Raw genomic sequence first — 21,705 nt, 5'->3', positions numbered from 1 at the left:
ATGAATGGAAACCTTTCCACTTCGTGCTTGAAAATATATGCCGTATTGACGAGTGCGTCAAATGCAATCGTGCGGATGGGTTTGATGTGGATCAATGCATACGAGTCTGCGGCGTCAAAATGCCTTAAGATACTGCTCCTCCCGCTTTCACCTGCATCACATGACCTCGCCATCCGATACCGCACCGCAGCCGCGCTTCCGTCCCCGTCCCTGGAACCATCTCGAGACGCCGCAGGACGTCGAGCTCTGGATCGACGAGCACAATCGCGCGCTGCAGGAACTGGTGAAGCCGACCGAGACCGGCGTCGGCATCTGCTTCACCCTGGCCGAAGGCGGCAATGTCTACATGCAGACCACGGGCGACGCCGTGGTGCTCGACGTCGAGCCAGACGCCGACTGGATCGCCCCCCTCATCACCGCCGCCACCGGCGCCGAGGCGCCGCGCGGCCAGGTGTGGGTGCTGCCGGACGACCGCCTGGTGCAGCTGATCCTCGGCCTCTCGACCCTGGTCCTGAGCACCACGCTGGTGGTCGGCCATCCTTTCGGCGCACGCGCACGCCGCGGGAGCTACTAGGGCAGGGAAGGCTGGTCCTTCCCGCGGCCGCCGTTTTTCGGTTATAAAGTCAGTTCCCCTGTCCACTGAGAGGAACGATGGTCAAGCACTCGAACCTGGTCACGCGCCGCGCCGCACTGTGCGCCGGCCTGGCCCTGGCATGCCTCGCCATGCAAAGCCCCGCGCAGGCGGCCGACCTGCTCCAGGATGCGAAGAAGCGCGGCGTGCTGCGCATCGCGATGGAAGGGACCTACCCGCCCTTCAACTACAAGGACCCGAAGACCGGGCAGCTCACGGGCTACGACGTCGACGTCGCCAAACTGGTGGCGAACAAGCTGGGCCTGCGTCCGGAATTCGTCGCCACCGAATGGGCAGCCATCCTCGCGGGACTGGCGGCCGGAAAATACGACGTCATCGTCAGCCAGGTCGGCATCACCCCCAGGCGCGAACAGTCCTTCGATTTCTCGCGTCCCTACACCTATTCGCATCCCCAGCTCATCGTGCGCAAGAACGACCGCGCGACCTACACGAGCCTGGCCGAACTGAAGGGCAAGCGCCTGGGCGTGGGGCAGGGCAGCGTGTTCGAGCAGCAGGCCAAGGCAGTGCCGGGAATCGAGGTCAAGAGCTATCCGGCGGCCCCGGAAAACCTGCAGGACCTGGCCTTCGGCCGCATCGACGCGGCCCTGAACGACAGCCTGATGGTGGCTTACCTGCTGAAGAATTCCCAGCTGCCGATCAAGGCCGGCGCCAAGGTCGGCGCGGTCGAGCGCATGGGCATCCCCTTCCGCAAGGGCAGCCCCCAGTTCAAGGCGGCGCTCGACAAGATCCTGCTCGACGCCGCCAACGACGGCACCCTGAAGGCGCTGTCGATCAAGTGGTTCGGCATCGACGCCACCCGCGCGCCATGAGCATGACGCACACCCTGCGCGTGCCGGCGTGACGGACCTGATCGCGCTGCTGCGCGACGCCGCGCCGGTGATGCTCACGGGCGCCGGCTACACGCTGCTGTTCGCCGTCGCCTCGATGATCGGCGGCCTGGCGATCGGCCTGCCCGTGGCCCTGATGCGCATCTCGCCCTGGGCCGTGCTGCGCCTGCCGTCCAGCCTGTACGTGAGCGCGATGCGCGGCACGCCGCTGCTGGTGCAGATCTTCGTCATCTATTACGGCCTGCCGAGCGTGGGCATCGAGTTCACTCCGGTGACGGCGGGCGTGCTGGCACTCTCGCTCAACAGCGGCGCCTACCTGTCCGAGAGCCTGCGCGGCGCCATCCGCGCGGTCAGCGAAGGGCAGTGGCGGGCGGCCTTCAGCCTGGGCCTGGGCTACTGGCAGACCCTGCACCACATCGTCATGCCCCAGGCCCTGCGTATCGCCGTGCCCTCGATGAGCAATACCTTGATCAGCCTGATCAAGGACACCTCGCTGGTCTCGGTGATCGCCCTGACGGAACTGATGCTGGCGACGAAAGAGGTGATCGCCACGACCTTCCAGCCGCTGCCGCTCTATATCGCGGCGGCCTGCATCTACTGGGTGCTGAGCCTGTTCTTCGAGGCGCTGCAGCGGCGCGCGGAGCGGCGCCTGAACCGCGCCCACATTTCGCGCTGAGCAAATGGAAACGCGCACCGGGTCACGCCCCGGTGCGCGCTGTGCAGCTTGCGTGCCGGTTCAACGATTGGCGCGCTGCTGGTCGGCCTGGCCGCCTTGCTGCTGACTGCCTTGCTGGCCAGACTGCTTGTTGCCGGACTGCTGGCTGTCGGACTGTTGATTGCCCAGTCCCTGGCCCTGGCCGGCGGTGCTGACCTAGTCCTTGTCGGGATCCGCGACAGCAGGATCGGGACGCGATTGCTTCTGCTGATTGCTCTGGTTTTCACCCATACTCGGCTCCATGCTTGCTGCGATGACTCCATCATAGTCCTTCCACGCGGGCCGGCAATCGGACAGCGTCAGGTCTGCGTGTCGGAGGGTTCGCACAAGCCCGGCAGTATGCAGACGCAAAAACACCGCGGCGGCCCGGAAGCCTGCCCGCGGTGTCGCCCCTGCAGTGAGGGTGCCGTCTAGCGCTTGCCGCGCTGCTTGTCGATGCCGTTGTCCTGGCTCCAGGCCTGGGATGCATCCTTGGCGGATTCTCCCTGGCGCGAACCCAGGTCATCCAGTGCCGGCGTGCCGCCCGAGGCGTGCTGGCCGCCCGATTGCTGGCTGCCTTGCTGTTTCTGACCGGACTGCTGACTGCCCTGTTGCTGGCCAGACTGCAGATTCCCCGATTGGCGTCCCGGCTGCTGCTTACCCGACTGTTGCTGGCCGCCCTGGTTCATGCTCAGGTCGTCCCTCTGGTCACCCATATCGTTGTCGTGACGCGGTCCCTTGACTCCATGTCCTTTGTTGTCACCCATGCCAGTCTCCTTGATCGATGGTTGAGGAGTTCATCTTAAACCCCTGACGGGCAGGGGCAATCGGAATCGGGGAGGGGTGCCCGTAGGACTGGGCGTACATACTCAGCCACCTTAAACGCGGCTGCGACAGCGGTTCAGGGCGCTTTCGGCGCAAGTCCCAGTTCGTGCAGGAAGCCCTGCATGCCCTTGTAGGCCCCCTGGACCTGCTCGAGCTTGAAGCCGCCATGCCCGCCGCCGGGAATCGTGTGCAGCACGTTCTTCACGCCGGCCTTGTCGAGCGCCGCCTTCAGGCGCACCCCGTGGGCGTAGGGCACCAGGGGATCGGCGTCGCCATGGATCGTGTACACCGCCGGGCCGCCAGGGCGCACGTGGCTCAGGGGCGAGAGCGACTTCGCCAGCGCCTCGCGTCCCGGCATGCTGCCGAACCAGGCCACCGCATAGGAGCGGATGTTCGGCCCCTGCAGCATGTCGGCGACGTCGGTGATGCCGTACCAGTTGACCACCGCCGCCACCTTCGGCGCCGCGTTCACGTACGGACCGCTCCAGGTCGGCTCGTTGGCCGCGCACTGGTTGGTAAAGGGCGAGTCGGAGGGAATCATCGCGGTGGCGAGCGCCAGGTGGCCGCCCGCCGAATCGCCCGAGGTCACCACCTTGTTCACGTCGAAGCCGTACTTCTTCGCATTGATGCCGACCCACTGCAGCGCGCACAGGGTATCTTCGACGGCGGCCGGGGCCAGCGCCACATTGGCCAGGCGGTAGCTGACGTTCACCACCGCGAAGCCCATGTGCAGGAAGGGCAGGCTCGACAAGGCCGCCCGCTCGCGCGAGCCGGCGACCCAGCCGCCGCCGTGGAAGTAGAGCACCACGGGCAGGGCTTTGGCCTCGCTGCCGGCCGGACGGTAGACGTCGAGCTTGAGCTCCTTGCCGCTGGCGGTCAGGTAGCCGATGTCCGGCTGGATGCGGAATCCCTGCTTGCGCAGCAGCTCGAAGCGCGGGTTCCCGGCTTTCGCGTCGAAGGCCAGCGCCGCGGGGGCGACGGCGAACCCGGCCAGCATGGCCAGCAGCAGGGCCGCCGGCCGGATGGGAAAGGCGCGCATGGCCACCCTTACATGTTCGGGTAGTTCGGGCCGCCGCCGCCTTCCGGCGTCACCCAGACGATGTTCTGGGTCGGGTCCTTGATGTCGCAGGTCTTGCAGTGCACGCAGTTCTGGGCGTTGATCTGCAGGCGATCCTTGCCCTCGTCGGTCTTGACGAACTCGTAGACGCCGGCCGGACAGTAGCGCTGCTCGGGGCCCGCGTACTTGGCCAGGTTGACTTCCACCGGCACGTTCGGGTTCTTCAGGGTCAGGTGCACCGGCTGGTCTTCGCTGTGGTTGGTGTTCGAGATGAACACCGAGGACAGGCGATCGAACGTGAGCTTGCCGTCCGGCTTCGGGTAGGCGATCGGCTTGAACTGCGAGGCCGGCTTCAGGCATTCGTGGTCCGCGTGCTTGTGGTGCAGGGTCCAGGGCGCCTTGCCGCGGAAGATCAGCTGGTCGATGCCGGTCATGATGGTGCCGACGTACAGGCCCTTGCTCATCCAGGGCTTGAAGTTGCGCGCCACGTGCAGCTCTTCCTTCAGCCAGGACTGGTCGAAGGCGGCCGGGTAGCTCGCCAGTTCGTCGTGCTGGCGGCCCTCGCCCAGCGCCGCGAAGGCCGCGTCGGCGGCCAGCATGCCGGTCTTGATCGCGGCGTGGCTGCCCTTGATGCGGCTGGTGTTCAGGAAGCCGGCATCGCAGCCGACGAGGCAGCCGCCCGGGAACACGGTCTTCGGCAGGGATTGCAAGCCGCCTGCGGTGATGGCGCGTGCGCCATACGAGATGCGCTTGCCGCCCTCGAAGTAGTGGCGGATCGCGGGATGGGTTTTATAGCGCTGGAATTCCTCGTACGGCGACAGGTAGGGGTTCTGGTAGGCCAGGCCCACCACGAAGCCGACCACGACCTGGTTGTTCTCCAGGTGGTAGAGGAAGGAGCCGCCGTAGGTATCGTTCTCGAGCGGCCAGCCGGCGGTGTGCACCACCAGGCCCGGCTTGTGCTTGGCCGGGTCGATCTCCCACAGCTCCTTGATGCCGATGCCGTAGGTCTGCGGATCCTTGCCTTTGTTGAGGTCATACTTGGCCATCAGCTGGCGTCCCAGGTGGCCGCGCGAGCCTTCGGCGAAGAAGGTGTACTTGGCGTGCAGTTCCATGCCGAGCTGGAAGTCCGGGCCCGGTTCGCCGTCGCGCTTGACGCCCATATTGCCGGTGGCGACACCCTTGACCGAGCCGTCGTCGTTGTACAGGATCTCGGCTGCCGGGAAGCCCGGGAAGATCTCGACGCCGAGCGCTTCGGCCTGTTGTCCCAGCCAGCGCACCACGTTGGCCAGCGAGATCACGTAGTTGCCGTGGTTGGTCAGCATCTTCGGGACCATGAAGTGCGGGGTCGCGATCGCCTTGGTCTCCGTGAGGAACAGCACCTGGTCTTCGGTCACCGGGGTGTTGAGCGGCGCGCCTTTTTCCTTCCAGTCGGGGATCAGCTCATTCAGGGCGATCGGGTCCATCACCGCGCCCGACAGGATGTGGGCGCCCAGCTCGCCGCCTTTTTCCAGTACGCAGACCGAGACCTCCTGCCCTTTTTCCGCCGCCAGCTGCTTCAGGCGGATCGCCGCGGATAGGCCCGCGGGGCCGCCGCCGACGATGACCACGTCGTACTCCATTGCTTCACGCGGTCCATATTGTTCGAGGATGTTGGTTGGCTCAGTCATGTTTTTTATAGGGATAGAAAAAATTTAAGCACGAGTGTGCGGGTTTTTATCGACGTTTGCAACTTTGGGCGCCATTTTACGGACATTATTAGATGCGGCAATCTAATACTGATGATTTGTGTAAGATGGTGCCTTCTGTGAAGGAGGGCGAGCGTGGGTATCGAAGTCAATTACGAAGGAAAGATCGCGATGGTCACCGGCGCCTCGAGCGGCCTGGGAGCGCGCTTCGCGAAAGCGCTGGCCGGCGCCGGCGCCCAGGTGGTGCTGGCCTCGCGCCGGGTCGAGCGCCTGAAGGAGCTGCGCGCCGAGATCGAGGCCGACGGCGGCGCCGCGCACGTGGTGCGCCTGGACGTGACCGATCTCGGCTCGATCAAGGCGGCCATCGCGCACGCCGAGACCGAGGCGGGGCCGATCGACATCCTGGTGAACAACTCGGGCGTGTCGAGCACCCAGCGCCTGCTGGACGTCACCGAGGACGACTACAACTACATCATGGACACCAACCTGCGCGGCGCCTTCTTCGTGGCGCAGCAGACCGCCAAGCGCATGATCCAGCGCGCCAAGGGCGACCCGCGCAAGCAGCACCGCATCGTCAACATCGCCTCGGTGGCCGGCCTGCGCGTGCTGCCGCAGATCGGCGTCTACTGCATGAGCAAGGCGGGCGTGGTGCAGATGACCAAGGCGATGGCGGTCGAGTGGGGCAAGTACGGCATCAACGTCAACGCGATCTGCCCGGGCTATATCGCCACCGAGATGAACGAGGACTACTTCGACACCGAGCAGGGACGCAAGCTGATCGACATGCTGCCCCGCAAGCGCCCCGGGCGGCCGGAAGACCTCGACGGCCTGCTGCTCCTGCTGGCGGCGGAAGAAGCCCATTTCATCAACGGCGCCATCATCACGGCCGACGACGGGATGACCGCCCAGTGAATATTTGAGAACGAAAGAATCGATGAGCAACAAGCAGTTCGTGCATGCCATGCGCATTCCCATCCGCTGGGGCGACATGGATGCCATGGGTCATGTCAACAATACCGTCTATTTCCGCTACATCGAATCGGCGCGGATCGCCTGGCTGGAGCAGGTGGGTGCGTTGCCCGATCCGGCCGGCTCGAGCGAAGGGCCGGTGATCGTCAATGCTCATTGCAGTTTCCTGAAGCAGCTCACCTATCCTGGCGAAATCGAGATCGCTACCTTTGTCGGAACTCCAGGGCGCTCCAGCATTGAGGTCACGCACGAGATCCGCCTGGTCGGCCCGGATGGCCAGCCCGGCGCCCTGCACGCCGAGGGCGGCGCGAAGGTCGTGTGGATAGATTTCAAGGCAGAGAAATCGCGGCCTTTGCCCGATCGCCTTCGCGCGATTCTGCACACCGCATGAACGGGGGATCAGCCGTCCGGTTCGACGACACCCGGCTCACCATCGAAGATATTGTCCGCGTCGCGGCCGGCGCACGCGCCGTGCTGTCGGACGATGTACGTTTCCGCGCACGCATCACTCGCGGCGCTGATTTCCTCGACCGCCTGCTGCGCGAGGACGGCGTCGTCTACGGTGTCACCACCGGTTACGGCGACTCGTGCACAGTGCCGGTTCCGGCGCATCTGGTGGAGGAACTTCCGCGACAGCTCTACACCTATCACGGCTGCGGCCTGGGAGCATTTCTCGACCCGACCCAGACCCGCGCGGTGATTGCGACCCGTCTAGCCTCACTCTCCAAGGGTTTTTCCGGTGTTAGCCTGGCCCTACTGGAGCAGATCGTGCGTTTGCTGGAAGCTGGCCTGCTTCCCCTGATTCCGAGCGAGGGCTCAGTCGGCGCCAGTGGCGACCTGACACCGCTGTCCTATCTCGCGGCAGTGTTGTGCGGCGAGAGGGAAGTGCTGCGAGACGGGGTGCAGGTTCCTGCTTCGGATGCCTTGCGCGAGGCGGGGATCGCGCCATTGCGCCTGCGTCCGAAGGAGGGGCTCGCGATCATGAATGGCACCGCTGTGATGACTGGCCTTGCCTGCCTGGCCTGGGACCGCGCTTCCTATCTGGCGCGCCTGACGACGCGTATCACCGCCATGACCTCGTTTGCCCTGGATGGCAACGCTCATCATTTCGACGAAACGCTGTTTTCCGTTAAGCCGCACGCCGGCATGCAGCAAGTCGCTGCCTGGCTGCGAGAGGACCTTGGTTATAACGGGCGGTCAGAGCGGAATGACAAACGCCTACAGGACCGCTATTCGATCCGTTGCGCTCCGCATGTGATCGGCGTGTTGTCAGACGCATTGCCATTCTTCCGCACTACTATCGAAAATGAGCTGAACAGTGCTAACGACAACCCGATCATCGACCCTGACGGCGAACGCGTGCTGCATGGCGGCCACTTCTATGGCGGGCATATTGCCTTTGCCATGGACGGCATGAAGAACGCGGTGGCCAACTTGGCGGACCTGATGGATCGTCAGATGGCGCTGTTGGTCGACCCACGCTACAGCAACGGCCTGCCGGCAAACCTCTCGGGTATGCAAGGGGATCGGGCGGCAATCTCGCATGGCCTAAAGGCCTTGCAGATCAGTGTCTCGGCGTGGACCGCCGAGGCCCTCAAGCTGACGATGCCAGCTTCGGTTTTCTCGCGTTCGACCGAATGTCACAACCAGGACAAGGTGAGCATGGGGACGATCGCTGCGAGAGACTGCTTGCGTGTGGTCGAACTCGTCGAGCAGGTGGCGGCAGCGATGCTCGTCACAATGAGGCAGTGCTTATGGCTGCGGGGCAGGGAGACGAATGCGCGCGGCCTGCCACTTGCCTTTGATGCGATGGAACAGGCACTCGGCGCGGCGTGCGCACCAGTGATCGAAGACAGGCGGCTGGACATGGAGTTGCGCGGACTGGTCGCGCTCATTCGTGCGCAGACCTGGCGTCTATATACATGAAAAGCCCGCGGCACAAGCCAGTCGCACTGTAAGTACGCGGGAAAAACAACGCTACAGCCGTCAACCTATCCAGCCTGCATGGTTTGGCGTGTTTGGTCGATTGAGACATTGCCATAAGGAAATGCATGCTTTAATGTGGCCAGCGCCTGCGACATCTCGAAAGATGCGGCGGGTCCATAACATCACAATAGGGGTCCAAATGAAGAAGCAAATCCTTACCTGCGTCACTATCGTCGCCGCGCTCGCGCTCACCGGTTGCGCAAGCGTAGGCAGCGAATCGCTGCGTAAAGAAACCGAGGCGACGGTCTCGCAGAAAATCGTCCAAGGCAAAACGACCAAGTCGGAAGTGCGGGCGATGTTTGGTTCTCCGACCAAAACCAGTTTCACGGATGGCGGCCTGGAGATCTGGAACTACGATTTCGCGAACGTGTCTGCGGATGCCATCAGCTATGTGCCGATCGTGAACCTGTTCGGAGCCAGCGCTAGCGGCAAGAAGAAGGAACTGGTCGTAATGTATGACGAGAAGAACATCGTCAAGCGCTTCTCGATGAGCGAAGCGGACGTTCACCAGAAGACCGGCCTGTTCAACAACTGAACCGATGCGCTTCCGGTCCTCACCGGAAGCGCGCACCCGCGCCGCAAATACACCGTACGCATGGCGCAGCCAGCCACTGAACGGATGTTCGATTGCCGGGGTCGGCAATCAACGCGCCCCTACCAGCTTGTGCACCAGCTCGGATGAAGTCGACGCCGAGAACTTGCGCATCAGGCTGGCCCGGTGCATCTCCACCGTACGCGGGCTGAGGTCGGTCTCGCGCGCGATGAGCTTGCTGGTCTTGCCCTCGACCAGCAGCGCCGCGATCTCGCGCTCGCGCGGAGTCAGCTCGGCCGATACCGGCCGCTTCTCGCTCACGTCCTCGAAGGTCCACACGCCCGCGCCCAGCGGCTGGGCCGGGTCGAGTGCGCGTCCGGTCACGTGGCACCAGAACAGCTCGCCATTCGCGCGGCGCATGATGCGCTCGTCCGAATAACGTCCTTTCGCATTCATGATCGGCACGATGCGGTCGCCCGTGCGCAGGAATTCGTCCATCGTGGGGTAGAGCACGCTGAAGGAATGTCCCTCCAGCTGGCTGCGCGCATAGCCGAACATCGCGGCCAGTGCCCCGTTGCAGGAGCGGATGACGCGGTCCGAAGAGACGCACATGCCCACCGGCGCATGCTGGAATATCATCTCGTAATCGATGGCGCCAGCCTGGCTCATGTGATCTGGATCGACTGCTCGGTTCATGGGACGTCTCGCCCGTATTTCTACGGTATTGTTATTCGGTACAGCGTATTTTATGCTGAGACTCTACGCTGCATCACAGAAGAGCTTTCGCTTAATCCATTAAAGGGACGAGTATGAACAAAGTGTATCCTGATGCGAAGTCGGCGCTGGCCGGCATCGTGGCAGATGGCCAGACCATCGCCGTCGGCGGCTTCGGCCTGTGCGGCATTCCGGAGGCGCTGATCGCGGCGCTGCGCGATTCCGGCGTCAAGAATCTCACCGCCATTTCCAACAATGCGGGCGTGGACGGCTTCGGCCTGGGCCAGCTGCTGGAAACGCGCCAGATCAAGAAGATGATTTCGTCCTACGTCGGCGAAAACAAGGAGTTCGCACGCCAGTTCCTGGCGAACGAACTCGAGCTCGAATTCACCCCGCAGGGTACGCTGGCCGAGAAGCTGCGCGCCGGCGGCGCCGGCATCCCGGCCTTCTATACGAAGACCGGCTACGGCACCATCGTCGCCGAAGGCAAGGAAACCCGCGAATTCGACGGTGAGCACTATGTGATGGAGCGTGCGCTGCTGCCGGACGTCTCCCTGGTCAAGGCCTGGAAGGCCGACAAGGCCGGCAACCTGCTGTACCGCAAGACCGCGCGCAACTTCAACCCGAACGTCGCCACCGCGGGCAAGATCTGCATCGTGGAAGTCGAAGAGCTGGTCGAGATCGGCGAGATCGATCCGGACCAGGTGCACACCCCGAGCATCTTCGTGCACCGCATCGTCCACAACCCGACGCCGGAAAAGCGCATCGAGCAGCGCACCGTGCGCGCGAACTAAGACTACCTCGGAGACAAGAACATGGCATGGACTCGTGATGAAATGGCCGCGCGTGCGGCGAAGGAACTGCAGGACGGTTTCTATGTGAACCTGGGCATCGGCCTGCCGACCCTGGTGGCCAACTACGTCCCCCAGGATATCGAGGTCTTCCTGCAGTCCGAGAACGGCCTGCTGGGCATCGGCCCTTTCCCGACGGAAGATGAGGTCGACGCCGACCTGATCAATGCCGGCAAGCAGACCGTGACGGCGCTGCCGGGCGCAGCCTATTTCAGCTCGGCCGATTCCTTCGGCATGATCCGCGGCGGCAAGATCAACCTGGCGATCCTGGGCGCGATGCAGGTGTCCCGGCAGGGCGACCTGGCCAACTGGATGATCCCAGGCAAGATGGTCAAGGGGATGGGCGGCGCGATGGACCTGGTGGCCGGCGTCAAGCGCGTGGTCGTGGTCATGGAACACGTGGCCACCGCCAAGGACGGCTCGACCTCGCACAAGATCCTCGAGAAGTGCGACCTGCCGCTGACCGGTGTGGGCGTGGTGGACCGCATCATCACTGACCTGGGCGTCATCGACGTGACCGAGAACGGCTTGAAGCTGGTGGAACTGGCGCCCGGCGTCAGCACCCAGCAGGTGGTCGAGGCGACCGGCTGCGAGCTGGACGTCTCCAGCGTTTAAAAAAGCGCCGGGGTAGGTTTCCGGCCCGGCGCTCGTGCATCGCAGCCCGCAGTTGTCATGCGGGCTGTTTCTGCTTCAGGCTGCACAGTGCTTGCGCAGTCCTAAAGCGCGTTTCGCTGACTGCCGCCTTCAAGATACGAAGCGTGGTCATCGTTGTCAAAGCAAGCAAAAGGGAAGGGCGGCGGTCGGGCATCCCCGTCCGCTGTCTGGGACCACTGCTTACCAGTACTTACTCCAGCGTCCAAACGTACTGCACCGCCGTCCAGGCTTCCACCGGCTTGCCCTTGGTGGTGGCCGGCTTGAACTTGCACTTCACGAGGGCGCTCTGCGCCGCGTCGTCGAGCAGCGCATGGCCCGACGAACGCGTGACCTTCGACTCCTTCACGCCGCCGTTCTTCGCGACCAGGAAGCCGAGGGTGACCGTGCCGGTATGCTGCTGCTTGACCGATTCGGCAGGATACTCGGGGCGCTTGCAGCTGGTGAAGTCGGCGATCGCGGAGGTGTCCGGATGCTTGGCGGCGGCGCCTGGCGCGGCGTGGGCGAAGGCCGTGACGCTGAGGGCCGCGAGGCCAAGGACGGGAATGGCCGCCTTCCAGTTCAGGACTTGCACATCGGGACGAACCAAGCGTTTGATGCGTGACATGAGATCTCCTCCGTTGGCCGCCTGGGCCAGGTGGTGGGTGGAAAACTGGCGTTTCTCCAGCTCGGAAAGGGCCAGGGCCAGGCGCCGCGGTTCGCCCAGTGTCCTTGCCGCGTGATCGTCGGCGATCTGCTCCCGCTCGCTGCGGATGCGGTTCGACATCCACCACACCGCCGGGTGGTAGAAGAGCAGGGTTTCAATGATGTTCTGTCCCAGGTTGACCAGGTAGTCGTGGCGCTTGATGTGGGCCATCTCGTGGGCCAGCAGGGCTTCGAGCAGGTGGGCGGGCATGCCGGACACGAGGCAGGCCGGCACCAGCACCACCGGGCGCCACCAGCCGGCCGTGATCGGACTGGCGAGCTGCCGGACGACGCGCAGGCGCACGGTGCGGTCCACGCCGAACTGCGCGGCGAGGCGCTCCAGGCGCGCCTGCCAGGCGGGGTCGACTTGCTCCTGGCTGGCGGCGCGTTCGATCCAGAACAGGCCCAGCACCATCCGCCCCGCCAGCGCCATGGCGCACAGGGCCCAGGTGCCGACGATCCAGCCCAGGTGCTCGGCGAACAGCAGGCTCCAGCCGTCGTCGATCGGCGAACCGGCTACCAGGCCGGCAGCTGCCAGCACCGCCGCGTCGCCTCCCGTGCCGGTGTCGCCGCCCAGGCGCAGCGCCAGCTCGAGCGCGGGCCAGGCCAGGCAGAGAAACAGGCCGGTGCAGGCCACCAGGTAGCGCGATTCGGGACGGGCGTTGCGCAGCACGGTGAGGCCGACCGCCGTGGCGCAGCCGATCAGGGCGCCCTGCCAGAGGAAGTGGACCAGGGTCCAGCCGATGCTGCCGACAATGTCCGCGGCGCTCATTTCTCGTTCCCCATATCGTCATCCTTGAGCAGCTTCTCGATCTCGTCGCGCTCCTTCTTCGAGATTCCGGTCTTGAGCGCGGCCAGCACCAGCGCCTTCGCCGAGCCGGCGAAGGCGCGCTGCATCAGGTCCTTGAGCAGGTTGGTCTCGACCGAATCCTGGGCGTGGGCGGGCGCATAGACGTGCGAGCGTTCGCTCTCGTCGCGCACCAGGAGGCCCTTGCCGTGCATGACCTGCATCAGGCGCAGCACGGTGGCATAGGTGACGTCCGGCTTGGTCTTCTGCATTTCCTGGTGCACCTGCTTGGCGGTGCCGGAGGCCAGGGGCCAGAGCACCTGCAGCAGTTCGAGTTCGGCCGGCGTCGGCTTGGGGGTATCGGCTTTGCGTGGCATGAGCGTCCTCATCGTTTTTGGAATTCGAGTTTCAGAATAGTCGGTCTAGACACGACTGTCTATGGCTATCGCATACTGTTTGAGTAATGTAGACAAACTTGTTTAGGTGGAATATGTTCGACCTCCCATCGTCCCCATGGAGGTCTCGTGTCCGCCAGGTTTGCCGCATGCAAGCTGCGCCTCTGCGCCACGGCGCCGATCCGGCGCTCAAGGACGAGACGTCCAACGGCAGCGCGCTCGATGTCGCGCGCCGCGGTGGCAATGCCGAGCTGATTGCCCTGCCGACGCAGGCAGGGCCGCGTCCATAAAAAAACCGCGTCGTACGACGCGGTTCCTGTGGATGCGAGAGGGGTGCCTCCCGCTGCAGCCTGCCTCAGATCGGCGCGGCGCCGTCCAGGCTCGTGCTGATCGTCCCGACCAGCGCCACTTTCTCGGCCGACTCGGCGAACTGCAGCAGCACGTCGCCGCGATCCAGCCTGCCGCTGTCGAGCATGCCGGTCCAGAAGCCGACTTCGCCCTGGCTTGCCGTGCGGTGCATGGCGTGCTGGTACAGCGCTTCAGTGAAGGCCTTGTTGTCCAACGCGCCGTACATGGCCTGCGCTTCCGTGGACGCCACGAAATAGTCGGCGATCTTGTCCATCGAGACGCCGGCTTCCGAGAGCGAGAGCCAGAAGCTGATGCCGCCGCTGTCGGCCGTGCGGTCGAACAGGGACGCGTACATGCGCACCAGGGTGCCGATGTCGGTCCTGGCGACATCGATTTCCTGGGTGACCGGCATCGCCAGCTTCTCGCGCGACTCCGTGAAGGCCAGCGCCACCTGGGCCCGGTCCAGGCGGCCGCTGCCGAGCAGGCCGGTCCAGAAGGCCAGGCCGGCGCTGTCGGCGGCGCGATCCAGGGTGCGCGCATACAGGGCGCTCACGAAGTCCGCGTCGCTGGCGGCGGGCATCTGGGCGGCTTCCGCGCTGCCCATCATGGCGCGCGCGATGGCGCCCAGGGCCACGCCCTTTTCGGCCGCCGCGCTCCAGGCGGCCAGGCCGCCAAGGTCGGCTTCGCGCCCGAGGACCGCTTCGTACAGGCGCGCCACGCTGCCGCGCAGGCTGGTGTCGGCCGCCGCATCGGTGAAGCGCAGGACCTCGACATTGGCGACGATGTCGCTGCCGTCGGCGCCGCCGTTGCGGTGGGTGAGCACCAGATGGCCGTCGACGAAGCGGGCCGTGTAGTCGGCGCGGCCGCTGCCGACCAGCTGCACGGTGTCGATGCCGGCGCCGCCGTCGACGCGGTCGTCGCCGATGCCGCCGAACACGACGTCGTTGCCCTCGTCGCCGTAGATGCGGTCGTTGCCGCCGGCGCTGCCGACGATGTCGTCGCCGGCGCCGCCGTGCAGGATGTCGTCGTCGGCGCCGAGGAAGATGGTCTGGCTGGCGCCGTCGCCCCACACGGTCTGCGAGCCGTTGCCGCCGTTGACCGTCACGCTGCCGACGATCGCGGCGAAGTCCACGTTCTGCAGCTGGATGACCGAGCCGCCCGGCAGGCCCTTGGCGTCGATGACGAGGGCGGACAGCGGACCGCCCGTTCCCTGGGACGCGCCCTGGATCACCAGCGGGCCGCCGGCGCTGCTGCCCGGCGCCACGGTCGGGACCACGGTCTGCACCAGCAGGTTGGCGCCGCTCGGGATGCCGGACAGGAAGCCGGAACCGCCGCCGGTCATCTGCCCCTGGTCATGCGAGCCGGCCACCGTCACGCCCTTGATCTCGCGGATCAGGTTGGTCAGCGCCTCGGCGGCGCCGGTCGGCGCCGCGTTGCCGGTGACCTGCAGTCCGACGCCGACCGGCACCTGGGCGCTGAGGACCGGCGTGCCGCCGCTGCTGACCAGCGGGATGTCGGCCACGTCGTTGTTACCCACGGTCTCGTTGCGGGTCGGCTGGATGACCGGAATGCTGATCACCTGGCTGGTGCTGCCGTCGCTGTTGCCGCGGGTGCCGGTGCCGACATCCACGCCGTCGATCTCCTTGGTCGGTGGCGGAGGCGGCGGCGCCGGCGGCGTCGCGGTGACGCGCACGGCCAGCGCCTGGGTGTCGCTGCCGAAGGCGTCGCTGGCCGTCACGCTGACGTCATAGACATTGTCGGCGCCGGCATCCAGCGGGCTGCCGTAGGCCGGCGCATTCACGAAGCGCAGCACGCCGGTGGAGGCATCGACCTGGAACAGCGCGGCGTCGGCGCCGCCGGTGATGGCGTAGGTGGCGCCAGGGCCGGCCTGGATCGTGGTGACGCCGCTGGCGCCCTCGGTCACGGAAACGTCGGCGGTCGGCTGGCCGCCGTCGCTGGTGATGGCGGGCGCGATCGTGACCAGTCCGCCCGGATCGCTGATGCTGCCGTTGACCACGCCGTCGTCGTCGTACTGGCCGCCGTCGGTCAGGGAGAAGGTGATCTTGGTCTTGCTGCCCACCGTGGTGACGGAGGTGGCCAGGTTGACCCAGTTGCCGGAGGCGTCCTTCTTGTAGTAGCCGTTGACCTTCTGCGCGGTATCGACGTAGATGCTCATCTGGGCGGTGCCGCCCGGCGTCACGCCGCCGATGGTGAAGTCGAGCTGCCCGACCGGCATCTTGATGTTGCGGGGGAGCCCGGCCGGCGCCGGCGTGCTCGCGACCGCGGACAGGGACAGGCCCGGCGCGACCTCCAGCGTCGCGAAGGGGGCGTTCGCGACCACGGTCGGCAGCGAGGCCACGTTCAGCTGGGTGCTGTCGGCGATGCCGTCGCCATTGCCGTCGCCGAAGCCGCCGTTGGCGCCCGGTACCGGGTCCTCCACGCTGTTGGGGCGGCCGTCGTTGTCGATGTCGTTGTCGCTGGCGTCGGGCGTGCCGTCGCCGTCGAGGTCGGCCAGCACGGTGACCGACAGCGCCTGGCTGTCCTGGGCGCCCTGGCTGTCCTGGGCGGTCACGGTCACCTCATAGACGTGGTCGTGGTCGCTGTCGAGGGCGGTGGCGCGCGACGGCGTGGCGATGAAGCGCAGCACGCCGGTCTGGGCGTCGATCTCGAACAGGGCGGCGTCGGCGCCGCCGATGCTGTAGCCGATGCTGTGGCCGTCGGCGTCGCTGGCCGCCACGGTCGTGACGGCGCGCTGCTTTTCCGCCACGCCGAACGATGCGCTGGCGCCTCCGCCGTTGCTGGAGATGACCGGGGCCGCGTTGAAGGACACGGTGTGGGCATTGCCCGCGACATAGGCGCCGGACGCCGCGTTGCCGGCGCCGTCCTCGATGCCGGTGCTGCTGCCGTTCAGGTCGAGTCTGAGCGTGCCGCTGCCGGCGACGCCCGTCACGCTCACGGTCCAGGTGGTGCCCGAGCCGCTGATGCCGGCCAGGGTGCCGCTTGCGCTGCCGGTGGCGGTGAGGGCGAAGTCGCTCAGGTCGACGCCGGTGACGGCTTCGTCGAAGACCACGGTGTAGTCGAACGCGGTGGCGTTCGGGGCCGGGTTGTTGGCCAGGGTGATGCCGGTGATGTGGGGCAGGGTGGCGTCGACCTGGACATTGTGCGCGCCGGTGCGCAGGCCGGTGTTGCCGGCATCGTCGGTTACCGCCAGCTGCACGTTGCGGTTGGCGGCATCGATATTCGCTGCAGCGATCGTGTAGCTGGCGCTCCAGGTGGTGCCGGACTGGGTCGCGGCAACGAGGCCGCCGCCGAACTGGCTGAAGTCGAACTGCACGCCGGCCGCATCGGGCGTGGCGTCCACCGCACGGTCCCAGCTGGCGGTGACCACGTCGCCGACCTTGTAGACGCCGCCGTTCCCGGTCGCGCCCGACAGCGCGATCGCGGCGCTGCTCGGGGCCGGCGCCTGGTTGTCGACGACGGCGTTGCTGCCGTCCTGGCGCGTGGTGCCGTTGCCGGCGTCGTCGACTGCGGTGACCGACACATTGCGCCCGGCCGCATCGATGGCGCCTGCGGCGATCTGCCAGCTGGCGCTCCAGACCCCGGCCACCTTGGTCGCCGCGACCGCGGCGGGACCGCCGAACTGGCTGAAGTCCACGGTGGCGCCGGCGGTGTCGCCGTTGTTGTCGCCGCTAACGCCGTCGTTCCACGTGGCGGTGACGGTGTCGCCCACGATGAAGGCGCCATTCGCGCCGGTGGCGCCGCTGATCGCGATGTGCGCGTCGCTGAGCTGCGGCGCGTGGGTGTCGCCGCTCACGGACAGGCTGTTGGAGGCGCTGCCGGCGTTGCCCTGGGCGTCGACGAAGGCTGCGCCCGCGATCGAGATCGCACCCGCGAGGCTCTCGGTGTCGGCAGTCGGCGTGAAGGTCGCGCTGTAGACGAGATGGTTGCCGGTCACCGCCAGGTTGCTCAGGACGCCGCCGGTGACGGCGATGTCGCCGGCGTCGAAGCCGGTCGGCAGCTCGCTGAAGGTGAAGCTCACGGTGGCCTGCTCGCCGGCCTTGAAGACGGTGCGGTCGCTGCCGATGGTGACGGTGGGCGCCAGCGTGTCGCCGCCGATGACGGCATTGACGGTGCTGGCGGCGTTCGCCATGCCGCCGGCGTCGGTGAACTTGCCGGCGCCGACCGAGATCGAGGCGGACAGGTTCTGCGTGTTGGCAGCGGGCGTGAAGGTGGCGGTGTACACCTTGTCGTTCTGCGGATCGACGGTCAGGGCGCCCAGCGTGCCGCCGCTCACGCTGACGTCGCTGGCGTCGAAGCCGCTCGGGGTGTCGCTGAAGGTGAAGGTGATCAGCGCGCTGCCACCCACGCCGAGGCTGGCCTGGCTGGTGGTGATGGCCACCGTCGGCGGCGAAGTGACGGTTATCGCCAGCGCCTCCTCGTAGCTGTTGCCTGCCGCGTCGGTGGTGCGCACGCGCACCGACTTCACGCCTTCCGACAGCGCGCCCGCATCGACCGCGCGCAGCGCGCCGCCGACGATCTCGAAGGCGGCGTTGTCGGCCGATCCCGCGCCGGCTACCAGGGAATAGCTGAAACTGTCCTGCGGGGTGCCGTCGACGCTGGCGAGCGTGCCGACGACGGCGTGGGCGCCGTCGAGGGTGGTGACGCTGGCGTTGCTCAGCACGATGTCGGTGGGGGCCAGGCCGTCGACGCGGATCGCCTTGTTCGCGCCGAGCGAGCCGGCGGCGCCGGGGGCGGCCAGGGTCAGGACGGCATTGTTGAGGGCGGCGTCCCGAATCGTGCCGCCATTGAGCAGCAGGGCGTTGGTGCCGGCGACGTCGAGATCGCCGGACAGGTCGCCCGCCTGCACCGTGTAGCTGAAGCTCAGGGTGTCGGTGCCGCTGCCGCTCATGTAGGTGGCGTTACGGTCGGTAGCGCCGGTTTCGAGTTGCAGGGTCGGGGCGCCGTTCACGATCACGGCTTCGCTGAACTTGACCTGGATGGTGACGGTGTCGCCGATCTTGCGCGCGCCGTCGGCCGTGCTGGAGGTGACCGCAGCCACCTGTGGCGCCACGATGTCGCGGCCGGTCATGGTGAAGTGGGCGGCGGCCGAGGTGCCGCCGTCGCCGTCGCCGACGGTGAGCGAGAAGCCGCGGGCGCCGGGGGTAGGCGCGGTGTACATCAGGAAGTTGATGAAATTGCTTGCCGCGGTCGCGTCGGCCAACGGGCTGGTGAAGTGAATCACCAGATCGTGGCCATCCTGGCCGTCGTGGGTTGCGTCGACCCGGCCGATCTCGGTCCAGACGCCGTTGTGCTCCGCGAAGATTTTCTCGCCGGCGCGCAGCGCGTTGCCCAGCGAGTTGCTGTCCGGGCCGGCGCCCAGGAAGCCATTCGCGAAGTCGAGGATGAAGTCGCCGTCGGCCGCACCCGAGGTGCGGGAAATCGTGATATTGCCGCCGTCGAAGTCGCCGCCGTCGGCATCGCTCACGATCGCGACACTGGGAGTGTCAGGCTGGTCGTCGATGTAGGCGTTGTCCAGCACCGGGTCCGCGCCAGGCGTGAACAGGGTGCTGTCGCCGTTCAGGGCGGCGACGACCGGCGCGGCGTTGGTGAACAGCCCGAAGTCGTCGGCAGTGCCGGCGGTGAATTCCAGGTTCTTGAGTTCGCCCGATTCGGTGACGACCACGATCTGGCCGGTCGACGTGACGAAGAAGTTACCTTCGTCAAAACGGTCCGCTCCCTGCAGGCTCAGGCCCGGCAGTTGCGCCTCACCCATATAACCCTGGGTCCAGGCCGCGCCATCCTTGCGCAGCAAGGTGAAGTTCGCTTCCGAATAGTCGGCCGGGGACTGCGATACCAGCATGTAGAACTTGCCGGCGGCGTACTGCAGTTTGTAGATGGCGCGCGCGTCCGCGTAGCTCAGGCTGGAGTCGGTGTTCCAGCTGCCGCTCTCGTTGCTCAGGAGGTGGAAGGTGCTGCCGATGACATTCCAGTTGGCGTCGTAGACCTGGGTGTAGTGGCCGATCATGAACTTGCCGGCGCCGTCGGTGGCGAGCGTGAAGCTGCTCTCCAGGTCGTCGGCAATTTTTTCCGGCGTGGACCAGGTGTTGCTGCCGGCCGCCTTGCTGGCGTGGTAAAGGTTGCCGTAGTTGTCGTTCTGGTTGTCTTCGCGCACATAGAACAGGTGCACGGTGCCATTGCTGTCGGTGACGATGGTGGGATCGTGCAGCTCGTCGACCCCTGCGATGGTCGTGGTGACGACGGTCGAGGTGGTCCAGGTCGCGCCGCCGTCGGCGCTGGTCGCATACTTGATGGAATAGTCTTGGAACTCGGCGTCGGTGTAGTTGTACACGACGTGCAGATTTCCATTGGAATCGATCACCGCTTCCGGATCGTCGTAGTTGCGCCATCCATTCGGATGCGAGGCCTGGTCGATGACCTTGGTGGTCCACTGTCCGGTGCCGATGTCGTACTCCCCGAACTTCACGCCGCGCATCGAATCGATGCCGCTGGTGACGTTCTTCGCATGGCGGAACAGCAGGTTCGGGTTGCCGGACGCATCGATGACCAGGCTCAGGTCATCGCTGAAGCCGGTATCGCCGGTGATGGCGGTGGTGAGCTTGCTGATCTCGGTCCAGCCCGCGCCGGTCCACTTTTTCAGCGAGATCGAGGTGGAGTTCAGCTTGTGGGCGAGATAGAGATTGCCATTGGCATCCTGCGCCATGCTGCTCCAGGACCAGGTGTTCTGGCTGTAGGTGTGCACCGTGCCGCTGCTCAGGGCAAGCGTGGCCAGGTAGGCGTCGGCGCCGCCGCCGGCCAGCGCCGAGACGGTTTCCACCGCGCCGCTGGCGCGTTCGAGGTTCCAGTCGCCGCCCGCGCCTGCGCCGCCGCTGGCGTCGTCGGATGCGGCAATGTCGGCGCCGGTGGTTTCGGCGAGCGTCTTGAGGAACTGGCTGCCGGCTCGGCCGCTGCCGGTCTCGCAGCCGTAGACGAGGATGTCGCCATCGTCAGAGAGGGCCGCGCCGATGTCGGCCAGCACGTCGTCATGGGTGCGGAGATAGCTGGCGTCGATGGTGAGACCGCCCAGCTGGAGCAGGCCGGAGGCGCCGTGGCCGACCAGGTGGATCGCATCCAGGCTGCTGCGGCCTTCGAGGGCGCGCGCGATCTGCTGGAGGCCGTCGCCGGCGGGGTCGAGCAGGACGATTTCGATACCAGGACGCATGCCCGCAATCAGCGTATGGAGATCCGCGAGATTGCCGTTGATGAAGGCGATCTCCTGTCGCGGGGCCGATGGTTGGTGAGGCATGGCGTGTCCTTGTAGAGTATTTACGGTAATAGAAATTGCTTTGGTGCACACATATTAACGACTGCAGAGTCCACCGTAAAATTGAGTTGTTGAACGATCAAGGCTTTTTCGACACAGTTGACAACACATGTTTGCAGATTGAGCCCAGGTCGCCGCATCAAGGAAAAGGCTGTGTTCGCGATTGTTGGGTGAACCAAATCGCGTTGTCGAAGTCACACGTATCGTCGAGTTAACTCATCCTGGAGTGACGATGCAAAGCCTGCGCTTCGACGAATTGTTCTCCTGCTTGTCTGCGCTGCCATTGTCCACGAGCGATCTGGCTCGGCTGCGCGAGTGGATCGACGGCATCCGCGACCCGGCCGAGTGTCTGGCGCTCATCGAAACCGCCGCGGCAGGCCGGCCATGTCCGCATTGTGCTTGCGCGCGCTTGCAGCGCTGTGGCTTCGCCAGCGGCCTGCAGCGTCATCGCTGCCTGGGCTGCCGCCGCTCCTTCAACGCGCTGACCGGCACGCCGCTGGCCCGGCTGCGCAAGCGCGAATGCTGGCTGCCGTATATCCAGTGTTTGTTGGAATCGCGCACCGTGCGCGACGCGGCGCTCGTCACTGGCGTTCATTGCACCACCAGTTTTCGCTGGCGCCACCGCTTCGCACCCGCTGCCGCCCGAGACCGGCCGGCTGCCCTGTCGGGCATCGTCGAGGCCGACGAAACCTACCGCCTGGAATCGCAGAAGGGATCGCGCAATCTG

At 65.9% G+C, this 21,705-nt stretch carries 18 protein-coding genes; 11 read left to right on the top strand and 7 right to left on the bottom strand.

From position 1 onward, the window contains the following. Nucleotides 1-160 precede the first annotated feature (160 nt). From ACQ7JA_RS16065 to ACQ7JA_RS16055, 3 genes are all read left to right on the top strand, one after another. Nucleotides 161-574 (top strand): hypothetical protein, encoded by a 414-nt coding sequence (locus ACQ7JA_RS16065; RefSeq protein WP_430899467.1) that lies wholly within the window; start codon nt 161-163, stop codon nt 572-574. Nucleotides 575-651: 77 nt separating this feature from the next. Beyond that, nucleotides 652-1,461 carry a transporter substrate-binding domain-containing protein gene (locus ACQ7JA_RS16060; protein WP_430899465.1) on the top strand — a complete coding sequence of 270 codons (810 nt, stop codon included), beginning with the start codon at nt 652-654 and terminating at the stop codon, nt 1,459-1,461. 70 nt (nt 1,462-1,531) lie between these two features. Continuing rightward, nucleotides 1,532-2,155 carry an amino acid ABC transporter permease gene (locus ACQ7JA_RS16055; protein WP_430899784.1) on the top strand — a complete coding sequence of 208 codons (624 nt, stop codon included), beginning with the start codon at nt 1,532-1,534 and terminating at the stop codon, nt 2,153-2,155. 449 nt (nt 2,156-2,604) lie between these two features. On the opposite strand, the gene ACQ7JA_RS16050 is transcribed toward ACQ7JA_RS16055, so the two are convergent. The 3 genes from ACQ7JA_RS16050 to ACQ7JA_RS16040 form a co-directional block, all read right to left on the bottom strand. After that, entirely contained in the window at nt 2,605-2,889 is a 285-nt protein-coding gene (locus ACQ7JA_RS16050) for a hypothetical protein (protein WP_430899463.1), read from the bottom strand. Nucleotides 2,890-3,074: 185 nt separating this feature from the next. Then, nucleotides 3,075-4,037, bottom strand: coding sequence for an alpha/beta hydrolase fold domain-containing protein (locus ACQ7JA_RS16045; RefSeq protein WP_430899461.1), 963 nt, complete (start codon nt 4,035-4,037; stop codon nt 3,075-3,077). Between the two features lie 8 nt (nt 4,038-4,045). Continuing rightward, nucleotides 4,046-5,722 (bottom strand): electron transfer flavoprotein-ubiquinone oxidoreductase, encoded by a 1,677-nt coding sequence (locus ACQ7JA_RS16040; protein WP_430899459.1) that lies wholly within the window; start codon nt 5,720-5,722, stop codon nt 4,046-4,048. Between the two features lie 153 nt (nt 5,723-5,875). Here ACQ7JA_RS16040 and ACQ7JA_RS16035 point away from each other — a divergent pair, with 153 nt between their 5' ends. The 4 genes from ACQ7JA_RS16035 (at nt 5,876) to ACQ7JA_RS16020 (ending at nt 9,230) form a co-directional block, all read left to right on the top strand. Further along, a complete protein-coding gene (locus ACQ7JA_RS16035) occupies nt 5,876-6,652 on the top strand; it encodes an SDR family oxidoreductase (protein ID WP_258828949.1) in 777 nt (258 codons plus the stop codon). Between the two features lie 22 nt (nt 6,653-6,674). Next, nucleotides 6,675-7,100, top strand: coding sequence for an acyl-CoA thioesterase (locus ACQ7JA_RS16030; protein ID WP_430899457.1), 426 nt, complete (start codon nt 6,675-6,677; stop codon nt 7,098-7,100). Next, complete coding sequence (locus ACQ7JA_RS16025) at nt 7,097-8,635, top strand: HAL/PAL/TAL family ammonia-lyase (RefSeq protein WP_430899455.1); 1,539 nt, start codon at nt 7,097-7,099, stop codon at nt 8,633-8,635. The genes ACQ7JA_RS16030 and ACQ7JA_RS16025 overlap by 4 nt, the downstream gene beginning before the upstream one ends. A gap of 199 nt (nt 8,636-8,834) precedes the next feature. Next, the gene (locus ACQ7JA_RS16020; protein WP_430899453.1) at nt 8,835-9,230 is read left to right on the top strand and encodes a hypothetical protein; all 396 of its coding nucleotides are present in this window, start codon (nt 8,835-8,837) and stop codon (nt 9,228-9,230) included. Nucleotides 9,231-9,338: 108 nt separating this feature from the next. On the opposite strand, the gene ACQ7JA_RS16015 is transcribed toward ACQ7JA_RS16020, so the two are convergent. Next, the gene (locus ACQ7JA_RS16015) at nt 9,339-9,896 is read right to left on the bottom strand and encodes a LuxR C-terminal-related transcriptional regulator (protein WP_430899782.1); all 558 of its coding nucleotides are present in this window, start codon (nt 9,894-9,896) and stop codon (nt 9,339-9,341) included. 140 nt (nt 9,897-10,036) lie between these two features. Here ACQ7JA_RS16015 and ACQ7JA_RS16010 point away from each other — a divergent pair, with 140 nt between their 5' ends. Together ACQ7JA_RS16010 and ACQ7JA_RS16005 are read left to right on the top strand one after the other, a co-directional pair. Next, complete coding sequence (locus ACQ7JA_RS16010; protein WP_430899451.1) at nt 10,037-10,735, top strand: CoA transferase subunit A; 699 nt, start codon at nt 10,037-10,039, stop codon at nt 10,733-10,735. Between the two features lie 21 nt (nt 10,736-10,756). Then, complete coding sequence (locus tag ACQ7JA_RS16005) at nt 10,757-11,407, top strand: 3-oxoacid CoA-transferase subunit B (protein WP_430899449.1); 651 nt, start codon at nt 10,757-10,759, stop codon at nt 11,405-11,407. Nucleotides 11,408-11,636: 229 nt separating this feature from the next. Here the strand turns inward: ACQ7JA_RS16005 and ACQ7JA_RS16000 are convergent, their stop codons facing one another. Together ACQ7JA_RS16000 and ACQ7JA_RS15995 are read right to left on the bottom strand one after the other, a co-directional pair. Further along, nucleotides 11,637-12,899 (bottom strand): TonB family protein, encoded by a 1,263-nt coding sequence (locus ACQ7JA_RS16000; RefSeq protein ID WP_430899447.1) that lies wholly within the window; start codon nt 12,897-12,899, stop codon nt 11,637-11,639. Next, nucleotides 12,896-13,291 (bottom strand): BlaI/MecI/CopY family transcriptional regulator, encoded by a 396-nt coding sequence (locus tag ACQ7JA_RS15995; protein WP_430899445.1) that lies wholly within the window; start codon nt 13,289-13,291, stop codon nt 12,896-12,898. Before ACQ7JA_RS15995 ends, ACQ7JA_RS16000 begins: the two co-directional genes overlap by 4 nt. Before the next feature lie 167 nt (nt 13,292-13,458). Here ACQ7JA_RS15995 and ACQ7JA_RS15990 point away from each other — a divergent pair, with 167 nt between their 5' ends. Next, nucleotides 13,459-13,599 carry a hypothetical protein gene (locus ACQ7JA_RS15990; RefSeq protein ID WP_430899443.1) on the top strand — a complete coding sequence of 47 codons (141 nt, stop codon included), beginning with the start codon at nt 13,459-13,461 and terminating at the stop codon, nt 13,597-13,599. A 65-nt stretch (nt 13,600-13,664) separates the two neighbouring features. On the opposite strand, the gene ACQ7JA_RS15985 is transcribed toward ACQ7JA_RS15990, so the two are convergent. After that, nucleotides 13,665-20,960, bottom strand: a complete 7,296-nt coding sequence (locus tag ACQ7JA_RS15985; protein WP_430899441.1) for an Ig-like domain-containing protein — start codon at nt 20,958-20,960, stop codon at nt 13,665-13,667. A gap of 250 nt (nt 20,961-21,210) precedes the next feature. Between ACQ7JA_RS15985 and ACQ7JA_RS15980 the strand changes: the two genes are divergently transcribed. Beyond that, nucleotides 21,211-21,705, top strand: a 495-nt coding sequence (locus tag ACQ7JA_RS15980; RefSeq protein WP_430899439.1) for a transposase, incomplete at its 3' end; no start/stop codon positions are given.

It is taken from the genome of Massilia sp. BKSP1R2A-1 (assembly GCF_050586525.1).
In the GTDB taxonomy this organism is placed as follows: domain Bacteria; phylum Pseudomonadota; class Gammaproteobacteria; order Burkholderiales; family Burkholderiaceae_D; genus Telluria.
Note: the sequence above shows the minus strand (reverse complement) of the source record. Positions and strands in the feature narration are given on the sequence as shown.

Coding starts and splice junctions, on each gene's coding strand:
- ACQ7JA_RS16065 (WP_430899467.1), top strand. CDS start 161: ATGACCTCGCCATCCGATACCGCACCGCAGCCGCGCTTCCGTCCCCGT.
- ACQ7JA_RS16060 (WP_430899465.1), top strand. CDS start 652: ATGGTCAAGCACTCGAACCTGGTCACGCGCCGCGCCGCACTGTGCGCC.
- ACQ7JA_RS16055 (WP_430899784.1), top strand. CDS start 1,532: ATGCTCACGGGCGCCGGCTACACGCTGCTGTTCGCCGTCGCCTCGATG.
- ACQ7JA_RS16050 (WP_430899463.1), bottom strand. CDS start 2,889: ATGGGTGACCAGAGGGACGACCTGAGCATGAACCAGGGCGGCCAGCAA.
- ACQ7JA_RS16045 (WP_430899461.1), bottom strand. CDS start 4,037: ATGCGCGCCTTTCCCATCCGGCCGGCGGCCCTGCTGCTGGCCATGCTG.
- ACQ7JA_RS16040 (WP_430899459.1), bottom strand. CDS start 5,722: ATGACTGAGCCAACCAACATCCTCGAACAATATGGACCGCGTGAAGCA.
- ACQ7JA_RS16030 (WP_430899457.1), top strand. CDS start 6,675: ATGAGCAACAAGCAGTTCGTGCATGCCATGCGCATTCCCATCCGCTGG.
- ACQ7JA_RS16025 (WP_430899455.1), top strand. CDS start 7,097: ATGAACGGGGGATCAGCCGTCCGGTTCGACGACACCCGGCTCACCATC.
- ACQ7JA_RS16020 (WP_430899453.1), top strand. CDS start 8,835: ATGAAGAAGCAAATCCTTACCTGCGTCACTATCGTCGCCGCGCTCGCG.
- ACQ7JA_RS16015 (WP_430899782.1), bottom strand. CDS start 9,896: ATGAGCCAGGCTGGCGCCATCGATTACGAGATGATATTCCAGCATGCG.
- ACQ7JA_RS16010 (WP_430899451.1), top strand. CDS start 10,037: ATGAACAAAGTGTATCCTGATGCGAAGTCGGCGCTGGCCGGCATCGTG.
- ACQ7JA_RS16005 (WP_430899449.1), top strand. CDS start 10,757: ATGGCATGGACTCGTGATGAAATGGCCGCGCGTGCGGCGAAGGAACTG.
- ACQ7JA_RS16000 (WP_430899447.1), bottom strand. CDS start 12,899: ATGAGCGCCGCGGACATTGTCGGCAGCATCGGCTGGACCCTGGTCCAC.
- ACQ7JA_RS15995 (WP_430899445.1), bottom strand. CDS start 13,291: ATGCCACGCAAAGCCGATACCCCCAAGCCGACGCCGGCCGAACTCGAA.
- ACQ7JA_RS15990 (WP_430899443.1), top strand. CDS start 13,459: ATGCAAGCTGCGCCTCTGCGCCACGGCGCCGATCCGGCGCTCAAGGAC.
- ACQ7JA_RS15985 (WP_430899441.1), bottom strand. CDS start 20,960: ATGCCTCACCAACCATCGGCCCCGCGACAGGAGATCGCCTTCATCAAC.